The sequence below is a fragment of the Pseudomonas sp. TZ252 genome, from assembly GCF_056110345.1.
On record NZ_CM148566.1, the window covers coordinates 713,499 to 731,728 of the forward strand.

The following is an 18,230-nucleotide window of genomic DNA, read 5'->3' on the forward strand; positions in this document are numbered from 1 at the left end:
GATGCAAGGACCCGCACATGAGTGGAAAACCCGCCGCCCGCGTCACCGATCCAACGACCTGCCCAGTGCCAGGGCATGGCAGCAACCCCATCGTCCAGGGCTCTCCCGACGTCGTTTTCGACGGCCTGCCGGCAGCACGGCAAGGCGACGCCTCAGCCTGCGGAAGCCCGATGATCTCAGCCGTTTCGTCGACGGTACTCATCAACGGCCTGCCGGCGGTGACGCTGGGTAGTATCGGGGCGCACGGCAATGTGGTGATCGGCGGCTCGGGGACGGTACTCATCGGCGACGTCTTCACGCCCGCCCCGCGCGCTCCCGCCCTTCCCCCTAACCGCAACGGCGTGCCCTGTTCCGGGCGCTTCCAGCTCATCGACCACGAAACGGGCAAGCCCGTCGCCGGACGCCGGGTCAGGGTCTGGTCGAGTGGCGGCTGGAATGCGTTCGACACCACGGATGCCGACGGCATGACCTCCTGGATCGAGCGCCCCACCGCGGAGACCCTCTACATCGACCTGGTGCAGAGGGACGACGCATGAGCGACCAGCCCAGCCTGTCCCGGGGAGGCATGAGCCCCGAAGGCAGGACCAACCCCGTCGGCACCCTGGAATCCAGGCTCGATCCGCAGGACAAGAAGGTGCTGTGCTCGGCGGTCTGCCATTGCAGCAGCACGCCCAACCTCAGCCAGGATGGCAAAAGCCTCAAGCAGGCGTGCGTGGCACAGCGGCTGGGAGAGTTGGACGAAGTTCTCCAGGGACGCAGCCCCTACAAGCCTGAGGTCAGCTACGACATGACCAAGAACCCACCGCAGCCGATTCTCGATAGCCAGACCGGTAACAGTCCACATGGCTGGATACCGGGATGGATCAGCAAGTATTGGGATGAAGATCCGGAGCATCCGCCGTTCAAGCCAGGGAAAGGAATGATTCGCAGGCCCGACGTGATCATCGTTCAGAATCCCAACAGGCCGCCAACCCAGGACAATATCAAACAGGTGGTGGAGATGAAGTTTCCGCCTGACCCACATAATAGGGAACAACTTGAGGATTATGCAGCGATTGCCGGCAACAAGAACAAGATTGTTGAAATGAAACCCTCCGACTGCGACTGTGGCCAGGAAAATCAACGATCCAAGGTGCCAGTAGAGCAAGCAGGGTGGGCCGTCGCCATCGCAGGTGGAGTGATGTTCGTCTTGACCCGAGGCCGTTCCCCTCGCCCGATGATTCCCGCCTATTGATCAAGAGGAAAAGCCCATGGAACAGCCATTCGATCTGGCTGCAGAGTTAGCCAAGCAACCCCATCTACTGGAAATAGCCGGCAACCTGTTGATGAAGGGCGGCCCCGAAGACTATATCGGTGCCGTGCTTTGCCTACGCGGTACTTTCTACTTCAAAGATGCCCATACCCCACTGGTACGTGAGTCATTATGCCAATGCTTCGATGAGTTCAAGCGCCTAGCAGAGCCTCACCTCACCTGGCTCTGGCGTGAAGAGCCTGCACAAGGAAAGCCACTGACCGCATACCGTGACACCCAACCACTGCGCGAGATGATGGGGGCAATGGATGAAGACGATCATCTCAGCTTCTGCTACACCAGCGGCAAGAAATCCCGCGATGCAGGCGCCTGGCTGTTTGATATTTACGGCAAGCGGAGCTGGCAAGCCAAAATGGGGCATGATCTTAGTGTTCTGGAGTTCTCCGTACCTCTGCTATATCAAGAGCAGCAGCCATTGGATTTCCTACAGCTGTTTATCGACTTCGCACGGCGACTAGAGCCGGAGCAGGGGTATGCGGGGCATGCCTACAATCTCTCGCCGACCAGTTGGGACAATGACGAGCCCTCCGAAGCCTTTATGGCGGCGCGTATGCCGGGTTTGGATGTAGGGACGGCTTGTCTGCTGGCCAATACTCCCGAGTTCAAACCTACAAGAATCAAAACTGTCAGTTGGCTAACCCTCCTGAACAACGAGCGCCTGGCGCTGGCCGGCGGGCTCGATGCCCTGCGTGCGCAACTGCCCTCCAGCCACTTTGCCTTCTACCGCTACGGCGATGGCGTGGTAATCCAGGCCGGTGCCTATCCCTATATCGCGGGTGATGCGGAAGACTCCAGGCCCGCTCCGTATGTGCTGCTGAACCACGCGCTCAAAGGCATTCGCTATGGAACCATCGGCTCGCTACACGGCGGCTCCCACGACGGCGAATTGCGGCTGGTGGGCTGGGCGGCCGATCAATGGCTGAAACGGCTGGATGTGGAAGACAGCGAGATTCCCCGGTGGCGCGACAAACTGCTCAGCGCTGAGCCTTACCTGGACGCGACGAATACGCTGCCGGAGCGCCTGTAGGGGCTTACGTTTTCTGGGATCAAAAGTGCTCGTCAAGGCTAAACTCCCTATGAGGCGAGCCTGACAGAAAAATAAATATGTCCCCTTTTTCCTTCTTTTTCCTTACCTAAACGACTACATCAGCCTCCGCCCAAACCCACCTCCCACGAACAAGCCCCTTCAGCTCATCGACGCTAAGAGTTCGATCACGCCTGCGATGAACAACTGCATGGCAATTTGCACAGAGGGGCACCAGGTCAGTTTCAGGGTTCACGGCTTTGGGGGCTTCGAACTCAGAAATGGGCTGCGTGTGGTGAACGTGGATAAAACCCTTCGCGTACTCGCCGTATGCCTTTCCGAAATCAAAACCGCACGCCTTGCAAGCTACACCATGAATCGCAATTGCTTGGAGACGCAGCGTTGGGTCACGCTCGTAGCGGACCCCGTAGTAGGTGGACAGACTGCCCTCGGTGCGAGACTCGAAGCCCCCCAAAGCTCTATCGCCCCAACTCTCGGCAACCTGCAAAGGCTTAATCTCGGCCCTTGCCAGGATGCTATCAAAGGTGACCTGTCCAATCTCCCGGACACCACTACGCCAGTAGTTGCTGGCCTTCGATGGCGGAATGGGCTCTAGGTAGCTATTCCCTTCTTTTGCCAGGACTGCCTGCTCAAATGGCTGAAAACTCTCGATCAACGCGAAGAGATCACCTTTCGAGCTTTCAGGGTCAGGGTAAACCTTGCCGATACGCGCAATACCAAAGTAATGCGGCTGAGCACTGAGGCGCTGATCAGCAAAAGACTTATCTGTCAGCTTGCCCTTGTAGTAAACCACCTGCACCCCTGGCTTAAGGATGGCGCTGTATCGCCTTGGGTAGTGGTAGACAGCTCCAGTTTCGTCGTCCCAGATCGACACATCATTCTCAGCGATAACGGCGGGCATAGCTGCAGAGTCCTTTCATGATGGTTGAGCGACAGCCTATCAGGCACCTGCCCAAAATCGAACCTGGCAAAGAGCGGGAGCAATGCTCCTCTACCAGAAACCTATACCTACTTGAGATCGTTAGGCATGTAGCGAAAAGGCATGCCCAATTCACCACAACAGCCTAGCCAGACAAGGCGGATAGTACGGCACAGACGCTCATAGTTAAGGCCTGTGTGAATTCGGCTCAGTGGACATACCAGCTCACATTAGAGACTCCTCCAACCCCCGGCCTCGCCGGGGGCACCGCCTCCGTCGGTTATCGGTGTCTGCGTGCGTATTCCACCTCGAACAGCGACAGCAGGGAGCCGGTGATGCGGCAGATGCTTTCACCGGGTTCTTCGGTTTCGTCGAGCAGGTCGAGGACGCTCAGCGTTCCGATCGCCGACTCCAGACGGCGGCGGGCGGTGTCGAACAGGTCTTCGCTGGCTGCGCTGCAGTCCAGGTAGAGGGTGGCGCAGCCGGGATGCTGGTTGCATTGCGAGGTGCGTCGCAGGGGGATGAAGGTGGAAGGGGACTGTGCGGTGACGGTTTTGCCCGTACAAGGTGCCGCTCCGGCAAGGTGCGAAGCGCTTCACAAAATGCCAAACAGAGGGCGAGCGCATCCCATCGCCAACACGCAATCGCCTTGAATGGCCGCTTCGATTCCTCGTCATGCGGGGATGCCGTGCCCGGCTCCAGCGCATCGCCACCCACACCGGAAACCCTATGCCCTACCGCGTTCTCCTGCTCATCCTGGCCCTGACGCCCGCCCTCGCCTCCTCCGCCACCCTGGACGAACGCCTGGGCGACCTTGAACACGCCTTCAAGCCCGACCTCGACGGGACGACAAGCGCAAAGCCGGCCAGCCCGTCGCCGGAGCGGTTCAAGCTGGCGCCGCTAGGTAGCGTGGTGCGCAAGAAAGAGTGCGCGACGTCGAGCCTGCCGGATGAGCAGTCCAGCTGCGCGGCGCTGGAGTTCTGCACGGACTGCGCGCAGTAAGCGCGCCTCCAGGCGGAGCGCCGGCAATCTCACTTGGCGAACAACTGGTCCATGTCGCGGAAGCTCTTGAACTCCAGCGCGTTGCCGCAGGGGTCGAAGAGAAACAGCGTGGCCTGCTCGCCGACCTGGCCCTTGAAGCGGATGTAGGGCTCGATCACGAAGCGGGTGCCGCGCTGCTTCAGGCGTTCGGCCAGGGCGTGCCAGTCGTCCCAGGCGAGGACCACGCCGAAATGCGGCACCGGCACGTCGTGGCCGTCCACCGGGTTGCTGCCGGCGTGGCGCTGGGAGTCGGTCTGCGGGTGCTGGTGGATGACCAACTGGTGGCCGAAGAAGTCGAAGTCGACCCAGTGCTCGGCGGAGCGGCCTTCGCTCAGGCCGAAGACTTCGCCGTAGAAGCGCCGGGCGGCCGGCAGGTCGTGGACAGGGATGGCGAGGTGGAAGGGCATCAGGCTCATGGCGTGGTTCCTCTGTGGGTGTGCCGGAATTATTTGCCGTGCCGATTTCGATGGAAAGCGCATAATATTTCGCCTGAGCAACACTTTTTTCGAGGCTTGGATGATCCGCGAACTCCGCACCCTGGTCGCCGTGGCACGCCGGGGCTCCTTCGCCGCGGCGGGGGAACAGGTGGGGCTGACGCAGTCGGCGGTGAGCGCGCAGATCCGCGCGCTGGAACGCAGCGTCGGCGTCGAGTTGTTCCAGCGCACGCCGCGCGCGGCGCACCTGAACGAGGCCGGGCGGCAGGCGGTGCGTACGGCCGAGCAGATCCTCGCGCTGTTCGACGGCATCGGCCAGGGCGACAGCCCGCGCGGACGCCTGCGCATCGGTGCGGTGAACACGGCGCAGACCGGGCTGCTGCCGGAGGTGCTCAAGCGCCTCGCCGAACAGGCGCCACACATCGAGCCGCAGGTGGTGCCGGGCGTCTCGCTGCACCTGCTGGACCAGGTGGACGCCGCCGAACTGGACCTGGCGATCCTCATCCGCCCGCCGTTCAACCTGCCGCGCGGGCTCTCCGCGCAACGGGTCGAGCGCCAGCCGTTCGTGCTGATCGCGCCGCCGCAATGCACTGCGACGGATGCGCTGGAATTGCTGCGCACGCAACCGTTCATCCGCTACGACCATATGTCCTTCGGCGGTCGCCTGGTGGGCGATTTCCTCGAGGCGCAACAGCTCAGGCCACGCCTGGTGATGGAGCTGGATGAGATCGACGCGATCGCGCGGATGGTGGAGAACGGTCTCGGCGTGGCGCTGCTGCCCCGGGCCGGGCTGTGGCTACGCGAGCCGGCGCGGGTACGGGTGATCGAACTGGGCGCGCTGGAATTCCAGCGCGAGCTGGTGATGGTCAGCCGCAGCGGTTCGGCGCAGGACGACCTGGTCGGTGAATTCCGCCGCGCCCTGCTGGCCGAGACGGCGGCTCAGGAGGCCGCGCCGACCACCGCGTAGCGCGGCGCCGGGCGCGCCAGCTCGCCGAGGAAGGTCCACAGGCGTTCGGCCTCGCCGGGTAGCGGCAGGCGGCGACGGATCAGGGTGTAGCGCAGCGGCACGTCGAAGCGCTGGCCGCCGGCGCGCACCAGGCGACGGCTGGCGAGGTCCTCGCGGACCAGGGTATGCGGCAGCCAGGCGACGCCCAGGCGCGACTGGGCGAAGAAGCGCAGCCCCTCGGTCTGGCTGGAGCTGTGATGGCGCTGGAGGAACAGGCCGCTGTCGCGCAGCAGCGGTTCCAGGGCCCAACCCAGGTGGCATTCCTCGGAGTAGCCGAGGAACGACAGCGCTTCGGTCTGCAGGCGGTCGAGATTGAACAGCGGCTGGCCGGCGGCGTCCGGCGCGCAGACCGCCACCAGTTGTTCGTGGCCAAGCTCCAGGCGCTGGAACTCGGCTTCGCTGTCGATGCCCAGGCGGCGCGACACCGCCTCGCCTTCGTCGAGCAACGCCACCACGTAGTCCACCGAGCCGTCGCGCAGGCGCGACAGGCATTGCGGCAGGTAATCGCAGTCGACGCTGAACTTGGCGCTGCGGAAGTCCGCCTGCAGGCGCGGAATCCAGTGCGGGAAGAACACCGAGGAGAGGATGTGCGGGGCGCAGAAACGAATGCGCCGCTGGGCGTCTTCGTCGCGCTCGCGGATCGACTGGCGCAGGTTGTCCAGGGCGCGCACCGCGTCCTGCGCCACGCCTTGCAACTGGCGGCCGGCCTCGGTCAGTTCGAGGGCGTGCTTGTGGCGCTCGAACACCGGCGCGCCGAGCCACTGTTCCAGGGTCTGGATACGCCGGCTGAGCCCGGACACGGAGACATGGCACTCCTGCGCCGCACGGCTGAAGCTCTTGATCCGACAGAGGACGAGGAAGTCCTTGAGCATCACCAGGTCGATCATCGTTGCGCGTTCCTCAACGGTCGGGCGTTTTCAGTCTACTTCGCGCGGCGGTGCCTGTTGCAAGGCTAAAGTTCGGTTTGTTTTGCCGATTTGGCAAGCAGCTCGTCGACTCCCGCAAAACAGACCGGGAAAAGCGGCCCACAGTAGTGAGGTCGCGCTTTTCCAGCCATCGACCCGCCCGAGCATCGTGGCCGGGCGGGTCCGCCACGAGGACAGGACCATGCAGACATCCCCCGCTCCGGCCATCGTCGCCGGCGGCGCCTACCAGCCGGTGGTGCTCCACGCCGGCATCGCCTACGTCAGCGGCCAGTTGCCGCGCCAGCACGGCGAGCTGCGCTGGACCGGCAAGGTCGGCAGCGAACTCGACCTGGAACAGGCCCGCCAGGCCGCCCGGCTCTGCGCGGCGCGCTGCCTGCTGGCGCTGGAGGAGGCGCTGGGCGGCCTGCAACGGGTCGAGCGGCTGCTCAAGGTGACCGGCTACGTCGCCAGCGCGGCGGGTTTCGTCCAGCAGCCGGCGGTGATCGATGCCGCCAGCGAATATTTCGACGAGGTGCTCGGCGCGCGCGGCGGCCACGCCCGCGCCGCCGTCGGCGTGGCCGAGCTGCCGCGCGGCGCCGCGGTGGAGGTGGAACTGATCGCGGCGGTGCGGCCATGAGCGCGCTCTTCCCCGCCGGCCCCGACGCCTTCGGTGCCGACGAACTGCTGCGCCTGCGCCGCGAGACCCCGGCCTGGGGCAGCTACGCGCACTTCGCCCATGGCTCCGCCAGCCTGCCGCCGCAGGTGCTCTACGACGCCCTCGACAGCTGGCTGGAAGCCGAGCGGCGCTGGGGCGTGCAGCGCGCCGCCGAGCATTTCGCCGAGCCCTTGCTGGCGGTCCGCGACAGCGTCGCGCGAGTGCTCGGCACCCAGCCACGGCACATCGCCCTGCTCGACTGCGCCAGCCGCGCATGGTCGGTGGCCTTTGCCGCGGCCCTGGCCGCCCATCCACGGATACGGGCGATCAGCAGCTTCGACGAATACGGTTCCAACAGCCTGTGCCTGCTCGCCGCGCGCCAGCAGCGCGGGCTGGAGCTGCGCCTGATCGACGCGCGCGGCGACGCCGCACAGCTGTTGCAACGGTTCGACGAGCAGTTGCACGACCTCGCCCCCGGCCAGACGCCGCTGCTGTCGCTCAGCGCGGTGCCCACCGGGCATGGCGCGGCTACCGCGCTGGAGGGCGTGGCCGAGCGCATCCGCGCCCATGGCGGGCTGTTGTTCCTCGATGCCAGCCATGCGGTCGGCCAGTTGCCGCTGGCGGTGGAGGCGATCGGCTGCGACGTGCTGGTGTTCCCGCCACGCAAGTGGCTGCGCGGGCCGAAGGGACTCGGCGTGCTCTATCTCGGCGAACGCGCCCTGGAGCGCCTGGCCCTACCCGACGGGCTGGACGTCGGCGGCGCGCAATGGAGTGACGCCTTCGCCTTGCAGGCACGGGATGACGCGCGGCGCTTCGAATGCTCGGAGTTCAACCCGGGGCTGCGCCTGGCGCTCAAGGCCAGTTGCGACTACCTGTTGCAGACCGACGTCCGGCGCATCGCCCGGCGCAACCGCCAGTTGCGCGAACGCATCGCCCAGCAGCTCTACCGCCGGCTCGGCTGGACGCCGCTGGAACAAGGGCCGCACGCCAGCGCGTTGATGACCTACGCGGCCCCCGAACTGAGCGGCGAGCAATGGTTGAAGCGCCTCCACGCGCGCGGCGTGAACGCCTCCTACATCGGCCCGCAGTATGCCCGCTGGGCGCTGCGCGAGCAGGCGCTACCGGGGGTACTGCGCCTGACTCCGCACTACCTGACCGACGACAGCGAGATCGAGCGCCTCGGCGAGGCCCTGGAGGATTGCCTGCGACAGCGCGCCGCCAGTTGAGCGACCTTGCGCGAATGGCAACATTGCGCCGCCGTGCCGGCGGTTGGCGCAACGCCGGGCGATTTGCGCAAGGTCTTTGTGCCGGCGGCAACGAGCGTTGCCGAATGCGCCGCGCACGGCCGCCGCCATGCGGTTTAAATCCCTCTCGTAGAACAACGCATAACGATCCCGCCAGCGACATCTTTCACCTGCCTGAGACACCGACGACTTTCGACGCCCTGGGCAGCCTTTCGGTCCGCCGCGGACCGCTCCGCCCTCAATGGAATGATGAATGGAGGAAAGACGACCATGACCGGATCCCGGAAAACCCTGATTCTCGGATGCGCCTCCACCGGCGCCAAGTTCACCCCGCGCAACCACGCCGCCACCGGCGACCGCCTGCTCGACAGCATCTGCACCGGCGCCACCATCCGCACCGCCCCCGGCGAACTGCTGGACGAAGCGCGCCAGCTCTACGAGATGGGTTGCCGCTACTACCACTATCACGCGCGCAACCCGCTGACCCAGGAACAGACCACCGACAACGACATCTACCAGGCGGTCAGCCGCGCCCTGCAGAACCGCTTCCCCGACCTGATGTTGAGCTTCGGCGCCAGCCGCAACGGCAGCGAGGTGCAGGAGAACATCCGCCGCTTCGGCGAGTGGGAGCGGGTCAGCCACTGCGCCATCCCGCTGCACCTGGGCGGTGCGCACTTCGTGACGATCCAGGCGGCCATCGAATTGCAGGTGATCTGCGAGCTGGAGAAGCAAAGGCGCAAGCTCGACCTCGACTATGCCTCCAGCCCGGCCTTCCTCGCCGACCTGCGCGACTACCAGCCGTCGACGGCGCTGGAAAAGGCCGAGTTGCAGACCCACTCCACCAGCAAGGGCGCCGACTACGGGGTGACCTCGCCGATGACCCAGTTCCAGGTCTACCGCAACGGCATCCAGGCGCGCCAGAAGCTCGGTCTGTTCCACGAGGTGGAGTGGGTGCAGCACGTGCGCAGCTACGCCATGACCCGTTTCGCCGTGGAGCACCCGCGCCTGCGCCTGGGTGGTTCCGGCCAGTTGAACGTGATCCTGCTGTTCGGCTTCTCGCCACGCCTGCCGTTCCCGGAGACCTACCAGCAGTTCCGCGCGGTGATCGAGAGCGCCAAGAGCCTGGAGTACGACATCGGCGAACCCGGGGTGCGCAAGCGCAAGGTCAGCATCACGGTCGGCGCGGCGGTGATGCCGCAGCATGCCGCGCAGCACTTCCGGCCGCTCGACGTCGGCCCTCGCGCCGGCACCCCGCTCTGCGCGCTACGCCGGCTGGCCGCCTATGCCGCGCAGGCGGACAGCCAGGTCGACGTGCTGCGGGTCGGCATGGAGGACACGCCCTACGCGGTGGACGATGACGGCCAGGTGACGCTCAGCGACAACTGCCAGTTGCTGCGCCAGGCTCTCGACGAACTGCGCGCCAACGGCGCCGAGGCCGAGCTCGACGGCGAACGGATCTTCCAGCGCATGGGCATGGAACGCACCCTCGGCGAATACCTGTCGCTGCAGCGCCTGCATCCGCTCGGCGAAGCCAACTTCACCCTCGCACGGGAGTTCGTCCAGTGACCGCCGCCCTCGCCGCGAACCCGACCCAGCGCTACCGCTGGGTCATCCTGCTGATCGCCACCTTCGCCCAGGCCTGCGCCTGCTTCTTCGTCCAGGGCATCGGCGCGATCGCCGTGTTCATCCAGAACGACCTGCAACTCTCGTCGCTACAGATCGGCCTGCTGGTGTCGGCGGCGCAGCTGGTGCCGATCGTCGGCCTGCTGGTGGCCGGCGAGCTGCTCGACCGCTACTCCGAGCGGCTGGTGGTCGGCCTCGGCACGCTGATCGTCGCGCTGGCCCTCTGCGCCTCGCTGTGGGCCACCGACTACCTGACCATCCTGCTGTTCCTGGTGGTCGTCGGCGCCGGCTACAGCACGGCGCAGCCGGGCGGCAGCAAGTCGGTGTCACGCTGGTTCGCCAAGACCCAGCTGGGCTTCGCCATGGGCATCCGCCAGGCCGGGCTGCCGCTGGGCGGCGCGCTGTCCGCCGCGCTGCTGCCGTACCTGGCGGGGATCTACGGCTGGCGCAGCGCATTCCTCGCCGGCGGCCTGGTAGCGTTCCTCGGCGCGCTGGCCTTCATGCTCTTCTACCGCACCCCGCCGGACGCCCCCGCGCCCGGCGCGAACCCCGCCGAACGCGACCTGGGCGCGGTGGTGAAGTCGCGGCTGGCGATGATCACCGATCCAGCGATGAAGAACATCGTCTGTTCCGGGGTGGCGCTGATCTCGGTGCAGTACGGCATCCTGGTGTTCACCGTGCTCTACCTGCACGAGACCCTGGAGATCGGCATCGGCATGGCCGCGACCCTGCTGTTCGTCGCCCAGGGCAGCGGCGTCGCCGGGCGCATCCTGCTGGCCGCCTGGAGCGACCGCTGCCGCGCCGGGCGCTACTTCCCGGTGATGGTCTGCCTCGGCGCGGTGATCCTCGGCCTGCTGGCGCTGGTCCTGCTGCCCCTGCAATCGCCGTTGGGGATGGGCCTGGTAGTGGCCTGGCTGGGCTTCTTCGGCTTCGGCTGGTACGGTCCCTGGGTGGCCTATGTGGCGGATACCGCGCCGGTCGGCAAGACCGGCTTCGCCCTCGGCCTGGCGATGGCCATCAACCAGTTGGCGATCGTTCTCGCGCCGCCGGCGCTGGGGCTGCTCAAGGACTTCAGCCACAGCTTCGTCCCCGGCTGGCTGGCGCTCTGCCTGATGGCGGCGGTAGCCCTTGTGGTCACCGCCTGGAGCGGCCGCGGCCTGCCCACCGCGCTGCCACAGAAGCACTGAAGCGATGACGGCCACGGCCGAGGAGGCACGATGCGCGCGATCCTGTTCGATGTGTTCGGTACCCTGGTGGACTGGCGTTCCAGCCTGATCGAGCAGTTCCAGGCGTTGGAGCGCGAACTCGGCGGGACCCTGCCCTGCGTGGAACTGACCGACCGCTGGCGCCAGCAATACAAGCCGGCGATGGACCGGGTACGCAACGGCCAGGCGCCCTGGCAGCACCTCGATCAGTTGCACCGGCAGAGTCTCGAGGCCCTGGCCGGAGAGTTCGGCCTGGCGCTGGACGAGGCCCTGCTGCAACGCATCACTGGCTTCTGGCACCGCCTGCGGCCGTGGCCGGACACGCTCGCCGGGATGCACGCGCTGAAGGCCGACTACTGGCTCGCCGCGCTGAGCAACGGCAACACCGCGCTGATGCTCGACGTCGCGCGGCACGCCGGGCTGCCCTGGGACATGCTGCTGTGCGCCGACCTGTTCGGCCACTACAAGCCCGACCCGCAGGTCTACCTCGGCGCCTGCCGCCTGCTCGACCTGCCGCCGCAGGAGGTGATGCTCTGCGCGGCGCACAACTACGACCTCAAGGCCGCGCGCGCCCTCGGCCTGAAGACCGCGTTCATCGCCCGGCCGCTGGAATACGGCCCCGGCCAGTCCCAGGACCTCGCCGCCGAGCAGGACTGGGACCTGATCGCCAGCGACCTGCCGGACCTGCACCGGCAACTGGCGGCCTCGGCCTGACCGACTTCCTACTTCCTGCCCCCTGAACCGCTCGCCCAACCCGCGCGCCACGGCGCGCCGGGAAAGGCGCGCGCAGCGCCGGCACGCGTCCGGCAGGAGCTTCGTCATGTCCGCGAAGGATACCCCGGCCCCCCAGGCCGCCGAGCCCGGTCGCGCCCAGCCGGTCGAAGTCCCCGGCGGCGGCCACTGGTGGCGCCGCCTGCTGGCCTTCGCCGGCCCCGGCTACCTGGTCGCGGTGGGCTACATGGACCCGGGCAACTGGGCCACCGACGTCGCCGGCGGCGCGCAACTGGGCTACCTGCTGCTCTCGGTAATCCTGCTCTCCAGCCTGATGGCGATGCTGCTGCAGGCGCTGTCCGCGCGCCTGGGCATCGCCAGCGGCCTGGACCTGGCCCAGGCCTGCCGCGAACGCTACTCGCCGAGCACCTGCCGCCTGCTGTGGCTGGCCTGCGAGACGGCGATCATCGCCTGCGACCTGGCCGAGGTGATCGGCACCGCCATCGCCCTGAAGCTGCTGTTCGGCCTGCCGCTGGCCTGGGGCGCCTTGCTCTGCGTGGGCGACGCGCTGCTGGTGCTGGTCCTGATCGGACGTGGCCAGCGGCCGCTGGAGGCCTTCGTGGTGGCGTTGCTGACACTGATCTTCGCCTGCTTCGCGGTACAGTTGCTGCTCTCGCGTCCCGAACTCGGCGAGGTGCTCCAAGGGTTCTTGCCGAGCCCGCGGGTGCTCAGCGACCCGGCTGCCCTGTACCTGGCGATCGGCATCGTCGGCGCGACCGTCATGCCGCACAACCTCTACCTGCATTCCTCGCTGGTGCAGAGCCGCGCCTACCCGCGCAGCCTTGCCGGCAAGCGCCAGGCGCTGCGCTGGGCGGTGGCCGACAGCAGCCTGGCGCTGACCCTGGCGCTGCTGGTCAACGCGGCGATCCTGATCGTCGCCGCCAGCGTGTTCCACCGCAACGGGCACACCGAGGTGGTCGATATCGAGCAGGCCCACGCGCTGCTCTCGCCATTGCTCGGCCTGGAACTCGCCTCGCTGCTGTTCGCCGTGGCGCTGCTCGCGTCCGGCCTCAACTCGACGGTCACCACCACCCTGGCCGGGCAGATCGTCATGGAGGGCTTCCTCCGCCTGCGCCTGGCGCCCTGGGCGCGGCGCCTGCTGACCCGTGGCGTCGCAGTGCTGCCGGTGCTGCTGGTGACCCTGCTCTACGGCGAGGACGGCACCGCGCGGCTGCTGATCTTCAGCCAGGTGATCCTGTCGATGCAGTTGCCGCTGGCAGTGATCCCGCTACTACAGTTCGTTTCCGACCGGCGCCTGATGGGCCCGCTGGCGATCGGCGCCGGGACCCGGTGGCTGGCCTGGGCGGTAGCGCTGGCGATCGTCGGCCTGAACCTGCAACTGCTGGCCGACTTCGCGTTCGGCTGAGCATTGCCTGAGGGCACGCTGCGCGGTGCGGGACGCGCACTCAGGCAATGCTCAGCCATCGAGACCGCGGGGAAAACGGTCGGCCACCAGGTTCAAGGCGATGCCATGCTCCAGGGTGAAACCTTCGGTGGCGTCGACCACCCGCGGGATGACCTCTTCCGGGGTGCCGACGAAACCGCTGTTGCGGATGCTGACGAAGGTCCCGGCGCCGGGCAGTTCCTCGAACAGCCACTCCACCTGGGAAGGGTTGCTGTCGCCATTCGGCCATTCGATGAGGATGCGGCGGTTCGTCTGCAGGTCCTTCACTTCGATTTCCTGGGAAACCCCGTACATGTCCCAGTGCCAGCGCAGCCGTTTCCCGGCTTCGAGGCGGGCATCGCCGCGGCTGAACCAGAACCTGGCGGTGATGGCCGGATCGACGAAGGCTTCGAAGACCTCGGCGATGGGGCGGCGGATCAGCATTTCCGCCTTGGCGACGACCTGTGCGACGGCAGTCATGGCAAGTCCTCCATGGGGGTGGGCAAGGAAGCGGCCGCCGCATCGGGCGGCCGCTCGTGGCTAGTGGCTCAGGCCGGGTATTTCTCGTTCAGAGCGTAGAGGATCGCCGCCGTCTCCACATCCAGCGCGCCGTCGTAGTTCTCCGGGCGGAAATGCATCTGGAAAGCGCGCAGCAGGCTGGTGAAGTAGGCATCGTCGACCGTCGCCGGCAGCGCATAGCCGTACAGGCGGAACGCCTCCAGCAGGTCGGCGCGCGGCGGCAGGCCGTCGCGCTCGAAGCCTTCGCGATAGCGATCGCGGGTGGCGTCGTCGTACCAGGCGCCGATACCGGCCTCGTAGAGTTCCTTCCAGGGCAGCTTCGGACCCGGGTCGGACTTGCGCCCGACGGCGATGTCGGAGTGGCCGACCACGTTCTTCGGGGTCATGTCCGGGTAGCGCTGCAGGATGTTCTTCGCCAGTTGCTTGAGTGCGTTGATCTGCGAGCGCTCGTAGTCGGGGAAGGTGAACACGCCGTCGTCGTCGCGGGCGAGGTTGACGATCTCGATGCCGATGGAGGTGTCGTTGAGGTTGTCGCGGCGCGCCCAGCCGCTGACGCCGGCGTGCCAGGCGCGGTCTTCCTCGGCGACCAGGTTGAAGATGCGCTGGCCCTTGAAGCCGGCGGCCTTGTAGCTGGGGTCGTGCGGCGCTGGGATCAGGTAGTGGGCGCTGGCGGCGCCGGTGGTCAGCGCCTTGACCGAGGCGGCGAAGTCGAGCGCGGTGTAGTGCAGCACCAGGAAGCGCACGCGTTTGCCGTAGGGGGTAGTGGTGCGATAGCTGTTGTAGTCGATGGTCAGCATGGTTTTCACCTTTTTTCGGATGATGGAAAGCCTCCGGCCACAGGCTCGCCTGTAGCTAGGGACGTCGATGCAGCGATGAGGTTCAGGGGCCGGCCGAGGAAACGCGGGCCCCGGCTAAACCGGAAGGAAGAAGACCGGGCATAAAAAAGCCCGGCACGCGGCCGGGCAAAAGGGATACACCAAAGGCAAGCCCCAGCGAACTGGGGGTGCGGGGGCTCACCGAGGCCACTGAACGATGGCGTTATGACAGCACCCGGCACAACCGAACTTTAAGTTGGCCGGACGCCGTGCGGGCGCACCCCAGAGCCTTTCGCACCGGTCGCCGCCCGCTGCGTCCGGTTGCGCGGCGGGCAGAAACGACGAAGCCCGGCGCTGGGGCCGGGCTTCGAGGGCGACCACGGGAAACGTGATCATGGGAAAAAACTACCGCGAGCGTCCCGCCGCGTGCAACACCGTTCGTCCGTTGGCCGCTCTACTTTGCACTTCTTCACAAAGTTCACCAATAGCCATACAGACCCTCGACAGAGTGACTACTACTCTATCCACGCCAGGTCCGATTGCTCCTCCATCTCCTGGCATTCCCGGCCACTGTCCACCCCCGCACAGTGGCTTTTTTTCGCCTGCGCCTAGCGTCGTGCCAGCGGCGCCTCGTCCCGCGCCAGCATCAGCGCCAGGATGCAGCCGAGGAGGAACGCCTGCAGCGCCAGGCGAGCGGCCAGCAGCGTCGGCGGGAAGGATGGGAACAGGTCGGGGTGCTGCCACATGTAGAGGTTGGCCGGGGTCACGCAGAGGGTCAGGATGAACAGCCCGCACGCCGCCAGCCGGCGCCATGCCGGCACCAGCAGGGCGGCGGCGCCGAGCAGTTCGAAGACCCCGCTGACCCACACCGCCGCCAGCGGCCAGGGCACGTAGGGCGGGACGATGCCGACGAAGAAATCGGTGAAGACGAAATGGCCCAGCCCACCCAGCAGGAACCAGGCGGACACGAAGGCCACGAGCAGCGTGCGAGCGGGCGACGGCATGGATAACCTCGGCGCGGCGATGGAACGGCAATCCTGCCACGCGCCGCCGACGCCAGGCCCATAACCTTTGCCCGGTTGGCAGGCGTCCGCCGAAACAAATGCTCAAACATTCCCGCCGCCGGGGCGACATCTGCTCAAAAAATGTCCTGGCCTTTCTTCGTCGAAAGACATACAATCCGGGACTGCGTACCAAACTGAAAGTCAATCAGGCTTTACCCCACGACCGGGCCCACAGATGAAAAGGGCTCTACCATCGGGGTTACAGCCTTCCGATGGTTCTTCGGTCGCCACTCTTCTGAAGCAATCCCCTGCCATGCAGGGCCGATGGGAAGACCGGCGTCCCGCAATACCACCCGCAGATTGATCAGGATCCTGGCCTGGAAACTTTCCTGCCAATCGATCCTCTGATTAGTACCTGAACTGCCAGCTTGCTCTTTTCGAAAAAAGCCGGCATAACCAGTACGTTCCCCCGACACAAAGCTTTCTTGGCACTGTCACGGAGCGGGAACATTTGCAATATACGCTGCTCCATAAGCGTGAAAGTAAAGGAACATAAGAATATGTCTATTCAACATCGTACTCAGGATGCAATTCGCACCCTAACCGCCGCATTTGCGCCGTTCGACTGCCTGATCCAGGCAACTCGTAAAGGAAACTTCAGTTTCACCATCGTTGACCAGCATGGCGTGGCCTGCCACAGCGAGCGCCTGTATCCGGAGCAGTACGACGACTCCGGCAAAATGGAAGAAGTGATCAATCGAGTTCGCAAGAAAACACTGGCTGCCTGAATCATGCAAGCATCAGCGCGAATGCAAGGAAAAGCCCCGTCCCCGACGGGGCTTTTTTGTGGGACAGCGAAAAGTACAGGTTAAGTTGAAGAAAGTTCCCACGCAGGAAATAAATATTTACTTATTCCTTTTTAAATATTTCCTCGCCAACTTCGTCATATTCCCGCGGCCAGGGGAAACAAGCGCAGGCCGTTTCTCCCGTACTCCACTCAGACGATCGCCAGGTTTCGCTTGCGGGTAGGCGGCGGAAACGCCTGGTCGAGCGCCCGCAGGTCATCGGCGCTCAGTTCCAGGTCGGCCGCCGCTGCATTCTGGCGGATGTGAGCGGACGTCACCGCCTTCGGGATCGCGATCACCCCCTGCTCCAGTAGCCAGGCCAGGGCGACCTGGGCGCTGCTGGCGTCGTGGCGCGCGGCGATCTCGCCGAGCGCCGGGTGCCGTAGCAGCCTGCCGCCCTGCCCCACCGGACAGTAGGCCATCACCGGCATGCCGCGCTCCTGGCACCAGGGCAGCAGGTCGTATTCGATACCGCGTTCCTCCAGGTTGTACATCACCTGGTTGGCGGCACAGGCGCTGCCGTCCAGTTCGTACATGTCGCCCAGGTCGAAGTTGGACACGCCCCAGCGCAGGATCTTGCCCTGGTCGCGCAACCGCTCGAAGGCTTCGATGGTTTCCTCCAGCGGATACCGGCCCTGCCAGTGCAGCAGGTAGAGGTCGATGGTTTCGCAACCGAGCCGGCGCAGGCTGCGCTCGCAGGCCGCCGGCAGACCCTTGCGGCTGGCGTTGTGCGGGTAGACCTTGCTGACCAGGAAGACCTCTTCGCGGCGTCCCGCGATAGCCGCGCCGACCACGTCTTCGGCGCCGCCCTCGGCGTACATCTCGGCGGTATCGATCAGCGTCATCCCCAGTTCGATGCCTTCGCGCAGCGCCGCGACCTCGCGCTTGCGTTCTCCGGGCTGCTCGCCGATATGCCAGGTACCCTGGCCGATGGCGGCGACCTCCTGGCCATCGATCAGCGTGAGCGTTTTCATGCAGCGTCTCCTGTGGTGAATGGACGGGGCCTCATGCCCAGGGATCATAGCTGCCGAAGCTCCAGACGTGGCCCTCCGGATCGCGGCAAGTGAAGCCGCGACCGCCGTAGTCCTCGTCCTTGATGTCGATGACGATCTCGGCGCCGGCGGCCTGGGCGCTGCGGAACAGGGCGTCGGGATCGGCGACCACCAGGTAGAGGCTCTGGGTATTGCCGCCGGCTTCGTCGACGTGCCGCATCAGCCGACCGTAGGCGTTGTCGCGGACGCTCGAACCGAGCATCAGCATGCCGTTGGCGCCGTTCGGGCTGGCGTAGGTCAACTCGGCGTGGAGCACCTGTCCGTCCTCGCCGGGCACCACCAGCTTGCGCTGGAAGCCAAAGGTCCGGCACAGCCAGTCGATGGCGGCCGGCGCATCGCGGTAACGCAGGCAGGGAATGACGCTAGCGACGGTGTTGCTGGCGGGCGTGTGCATGGCGCATACCTCCGGGGGAAAGCACGACCACCAGCATAGACGCTGGACCGGGTCGCC

The 18,230-nt window shown here is 65.9% G+C and carries 21 protein-coding genes; 12 read left to right on the plus strand and 9 right to left on the minus strand.

Going from position 1 to position 18,230, the window contains the following annotated elements; genetic code table 11:
• Window positions 1-17 precede the first annotated feature (17 nt).
• From ACYAF3_RS03315 to ACYAF3_RS03325, 3 genes are read left to right on the plus strand one after another with little or no spacing between them, the layout of a single operon-like run.
• Window positions 18-536, plus strand: a complete 519-nt coding sequence (locus ACYAF3_RS03315; protein ID WP_031756393.1) for a PAAR domain-containing protein — start codon at window positions 18-20, stop codon at window positions 534-536.
• Complete coding sequence (locus ACYAF3_RS03320) at window positions 533-1,234, plus strand: VRR-NUC domain-containing protein (protein ID WP_003111822.1); 702 nt, start codon at window positions 533-535, stop codon at window positions 1,232-1,234. Before ACYAF3_RS03315 ends, ACYAF3_RS03320 begins: the two co-directional genes overlap by 4 nt.
• Before the next feature lie 16 nt (window positions 1,235-1,250).
• The gene (locus ACYAF3_RS03325; protein WP_031756391.1) at window positions 1,251-2,339 is read left to right on the plus strand and encodes a DUF3396 domain-containing protein; all 1,089 of its coding nucleotides are present in this window, start codon (window positions 1,251-1,253) and stop codon (window positions 2,337-2,339) included.
• A 106-nt stretch (window positions 2,340-2,445) separates the two neighbouring features.
• Here the strand turns inward: ACYAF3_RS03325 and ACYAF3_RS03330 are convergent, their stop codons facing one another.
• Both ACYAF3_RS03330 and ACYAF3_RS03335 read right to left on the minus strand, forming a co-directional pair.
• A complete protein-coding gene (locus ACYAF3_RS03330; protein WP_023122696.1) occupies window positions 2,446-3,258 on the minus strand; it encodes an HNH endonuclease in 813 nt (270 codons plus the stop codon).
• A 298-nt stretch (window positions 3,259-3,556) separates the two neighbouring features.
• Window positions 3,557-3,799 carry a hypothetical protein gene (locus ACYAF3_RS03335; protein ID WP_121377722.1) on the minus strand — a complete coding sequence of 81 codons (243 nt, stop codon included), beginning with the start codon at window positions 3,797-3,799 and terminating at the stop codon, window positions 3,557-3,559.
• 206 nt (window positions 3,800-4,005) lie between these two features.
• On the opposite strand from ACYAF3_RS03335, the gene ACYAF3_RS03340 reads away from it, so the two are divergent.
• Window positions 4,006-4,278, plus strand: coding sequence for a hypothetical protein (locus ACYAF3_RS03340; protein WP_014603216.1), 273 nt, complete (start codon window positions 4,006-4,008; stop codon window positions 4,276-4,278).
• A 29-nt stretch (window positions 4,279-4,307) separates the two neighbouring features.
• On the opposite strand, the gene ACYAF3_RS03345 is transcribed toward ACYAF3_RS03340, so the two are convergent.
• Window positions 4,308-4,733 carry a VOC family protein gene (locus ACYAF3_RS03345; protein ID WP_003116492.1) on the minus strand — a complete coding sequence of 142 codons (426 nt, stop codon included), beginning with the start codon at window positions 4,731-4,733 and terminating at the stop codon, window positions 4,308-4,310.
• A 100-nt stretch (window positions 4,734-4,833) separates the two neighbouring features.
• On the opposite strand from ACYAF3_RS03345, the gene ACYAF3_RS03350 reads away from it, so the two are divergent.
• A complete protein-coding gene (locus tag ACYAF3_RS03350) occupies window positions 4,834-5,718 on the plus strand; it encodes a LysR family transcriptional regulator (RefSeq protein WP_003158600.1) in 885 nt (294 codons plus the stop codon).
• Here ACYAF3_RS03350 and ACYAF3_RS03355 read toward each other — a convergent pair.
• Complete coding sequence (locus ACYAF3_RS03355; RefSeq protein WP_003085661.1) at window positions 5,691-6,644, minus strand: LysR family transcriptional regulator; 954 nt, start codon at window positions 6,642-6,644, stop codon at window positions 5,691-5,693. The genes ACYAF3_RS03350 and ACYAF3_RS03355 overlap by 28 nt on opposite strands.
• Before the next feature lie 220 nt (window positions 6,645-6,864).
• On the opposite strand from ACYAF3_RS03355, the gene ACYAF3_RS03360 reads away from it, so the two are divergent.
• The 6 genes from ACYAF3_RS03360 (at window position 6,865) to ACYAF3_RS03385 (ending at window position 13,526) form a co-directional block, all read left to right on the plus strand.
• Window positions 6,865-7,299 carry a RidA family protein gene (locus ACYAF3_RS03360; protein WP_003158601.1) on the plus strand — a complete coding sequence of 145 codons (435 nt, stop codon included), beginning with the start codon at window positions 6,865-6,867 and terminating at the stop codon, window positions 7,297-7,299.
• Entirely contained in the window at window positions 7,296-8,543 is a 1,248-nt protein-coding gene (locus tag ACYAF3_RS03365; protein WP_121377716.1) for an aminotransferase class V-fold PLP-dependent enzyme, read from the plus strand. Before ACYAF3_RS03360 ends, ACYAF3_RS03365 begins: the two co-directional genes overlap by 4 nt.
• A gap of 288 nt (window positions 8,544-8,831) precedes the next feature.
• A complete protein-coding gene (locus ACYAF3_RS03370; protein WP_031756388.1) occupies window positions 8,832-10,127 on the plus strand; it encodes a 3-keto-5-aminohexanoate cleavage protein in 1,296 nt (431 codons plus the stop codon).
• On the plus strand, window positions 10,124-11,371 hold the full coding sequence (locus ACYAF3_RS03375) for an MFS transporter (protein WP_003085654.1): 1,248 nt from the start codon (window positions 10,124-10,126) through the stop codon (window positions 11,369-11,371). The genes ACYAF3_RS03370 and ACYAF3_RS03375 overlap by 4 nt, the downstream gene beginning before the upstream one ends.
• Window positions 11,372-11,401: 30 nt before the next feature.
• Window positions 11,402-12,103, plus strand: coding sequence for a haloacid dehalogenase type II (locus ACYAF3_RS03380; RefSeq protein WP_003085652.1), 702 nt, complete (start codon window positions 11,402-11,404; stop codon window positions 12,101-12,103).
• A 106-nt stretch (window positions 12,104-12,209) separates the two neighbouring features.
• Complete coding sequence (locus ACYAF3_RS03385) at window positions 12,210-13,526, plus strand: Nramp family divalent metal transporter (protein WP_003106624.1); 1,317 nt, start codon at window positions 12,210-12,212, stop codon at window positions 13,524-13,526.
• Window positions 13,527-13,577: 51 nt separating this feature from the next.
• On the opposite strand, the gene ACYAF3_RS03390 is transcribed toward ACYAF3_RS03385, so the two are convergent.
• The 3 genes from ACYAF3_RS03390 to ACYAF3_RS03400 all read right to left on the minus strand — a co-directional run bounded on the left by ACYAF3_RS03390 (window position 13,578) and on the right by ACYAF3_RS03400 (window position 15,882).
• Entirely contained in the window at window positions 13,578-14,024 is a 447-nt protein-coding gene (locus ACYAF3_RS03390; protein WP_031756387.1) for an SRPBCC family protein, read from the minus strand.
• A gap of 68 nt (window positions 14,025-14,092) precedes the next feature.
• The gene (ampDh3, locus tag ACYAF3_RS03395) at window positions 14,093-14,860 is read right to left on the minus strand and encodes an N-acetylmuramoyl-L-alanine amidase AmpDh3 (protein WP_003106625.1); all 768 of its coding nucleotides are present in this window, start codon (window positions 14,858-14,860) and stop codon (window positions 14,093-14,095) included.
• 626 nt (window positions 14,861-15,486) lie between these two features.
• Window positions 15,487-15,882, minus strand: a complete 396-nt coding sequence (locus tag ACYAF3_RS03400) for a DoxX family protein (protein WP_003106627.1) — start codon at window positions 15,880-15,882, stop codon at window positions 15,487-15,489.
• A gap of 560 nt (window positions 15,883-16,442) precedes the next feature.
• On the opposite strand from ACYAF3_RS03400, the gene ACYAF3_RS03405 reads away from it, so the two are divergent.
• A complete protein-coding gene (locus ACYAF3_RS03405; RefSeq protein ID WP_003085644.1) occupies window positions 16,443-16,670 on the plus strand; it encodes a hypothetical protein in 228 nt (75 codons plus the stop codon).
• A 209-nt stretch (window positions 16,671-16,879) separates the two neighbouring features.
• On the opposite strand, the gene ACYAF3_RS03410 is transcribed toward ACYAF3_RS03405, so the two are convergent.
• Together ACYAF3_RS03410 and ACYAF3_RS03415 are read right to left on the minus strand one after the other, a co-directional pair.
• Entirely contained in the window at window positions 16,880-17,701 is an 822-nt protein-coding gene (locus ACYAF3_RS03410) for an aldo/keto reductase (RefSeq protein WP_003109743.1), read from the minus strand.
• Between the two features lie 31 nt (window positions 17,702-17,732).
• Window positions 17,733-18,173 carry a VOC family protein gene (locus ACYAF3_RS03415; RefSeq protein WP_003085641.1) on the minus strand — a complete coding sequence of 147 codons (441 nt, stop codon included), beginning with the start codon at window positions 18,171-18,173 and terminating at the stop codon, window positions 17,733-17,735.
• Window positions 18,174-18,230 lie beyond the last annotated feature (57 nt).

What these genes read in the sequence shown, in the direction of transcription:
- ACYAF3_RS03315 (WP_031756393.1), top strand. Translation starts at nt 18, where the DNA reads ATGAGTGGAAAACCCGCCGCCCGCGTCACCGATCCAACGACCTGCCCA.
- ACYAF3_RS03320 (WP_003111822.1), top strand. Translation starts at nt 533, where the DNA reads ATGAGCGACCAGCCCAGCCTGTCCCGGGGAGGCATGAGCCCCGAAGGC.
- ACYAF3_RS03325 (WP_031756391.1), top strand. Translation starts at nt 1,251, where the DNA reads ATGGAACAGCCATTCGATCTGGCTGCAGAGTTAGCCAAGCAACCCCAT.
- ACYAF3_RS03330 (WP_023122696.1), bottom strand. Translation starts at nt 3,258, where the DNA reads ATGCCCGCCGTTATCGCTGAGAATGATGTGTCGATCTGGGACGACGAA.
- ACYAF3_RS03340 (WP_014603216.1), top strand. Translation starts at nt 4,006, where the DNA reads ATGCCCTACCGCGTTCTCCTGCTCATCCTGGCCCTGACGCCCGCCCTC.
- ACYAF3_RS03345 (WP_003116492.1), bottom strand. Translation starts at nt 4,733, where the DNA reads ATGAGCCTGATGCCCTTCCACCTCGCCATCCCTGTCCACGACCTGCCG.
- ACYAF3_RS03350 (WP_003158600.1), top strand. Translation starts at nt 4,834, where the DNA reads ATGATCCGCGAACTCCGCACCCTGGTCGCCGTGGCACGCCGGGGCTCC.
- ACYAF3_RS03355 (WP_003085661.1), bottom strand. Translation starts at nt 6,644, where the DNA reads ATGATCGACCTGGTGATGCTCAAGGACTTCCTCGTCCTCTGTCGGATC.
- ACYAF3_RS03360 (WP_003158601.1), top strand. Translation starts at nt 6,865, where the DNA reads ATGCAGACATCCCCCGCTCCGGCCATCGTCGCCGGCGGCGCCTACCAG.
- ACYAF3_RS03365 (WP_121377716.1), top strand. Translation starts at nt 7,296, where the DNA reads ATGAGCGCGCTCTTCCCCGCCGGCCCCGACGCCTTCGGTGCCGACGAA.
- ACYAF3_RS03370 (WP_031756388.1), top strand. Translation starts at nt 8,832, where the DNA reads ATGACCGGATCCCGGAAAACCCTGATTCTCGGATGCGCCTCCACCGGC.
- ACYAF3_RS03380 (WP_003085652.1), top strand. Translation starts at nt 11,402, where the DNA reads ATGCGCGCGATCCTGTTCGATGTGTTCGGTACCCTGGTGGACTGGCGT.
- ACYAF3_RS03385 (WP_003106624.1), top strand. Translation starts at nt 12,210, where the DNA reads ATGTCCGCGAAGGATACCCCGGCCCCCCAGGCCGCCGAGCCCGGTCGC.
- ACYAF3_RS03390 (WP_031756387.1), bottom strand. Translation starts at nt 14,024, where the DNA reads ATGACTGCCGTCGCACAGGTCGTCGCCAAGGCGGAAATGCTGATCCGC.
- ampDh3 (WP_003106625.1), bottom strand. Translation starts at nt 14,860, where the DNA reads ATGCTGACCATCGACTACAACAGCTATCGCACCACTACCCCCTACGGC.
- ACYAF3_RS03400 (WP_003106627.1), bottom strand. Translation starts at nt 15,882, where the DNA reads ATGCCGTCGCCCGCTCGCACGCTGCTCGTGGCCTTCGTGTCCGCCTGG.
- ACYAF3_RS03405 (WP_003085644.1), top strand. Translation starts at nt 16,443, where the DNA reads ATGTCTATTCAACATCGTACTCAGGATGCAATTCGCACCCTAACCGCC.
- ACYAF3_RS03410 (WP_003109743.1), bottom strand. Translation starts at nt 17,701, where the DNA reads ATGAAAACGCTCACGCTGATCGATGGCCAGGAGGTCGCCGCCATCGGC.
- ACYAF3_RS03415 (WP_003085641.1), bottom strand. Translation starts at nt 18,173, where the DNA reads ATGCACACGCCCGCCAGCAACACCGTCGCTAGCGTCATTCCCTGCCTG.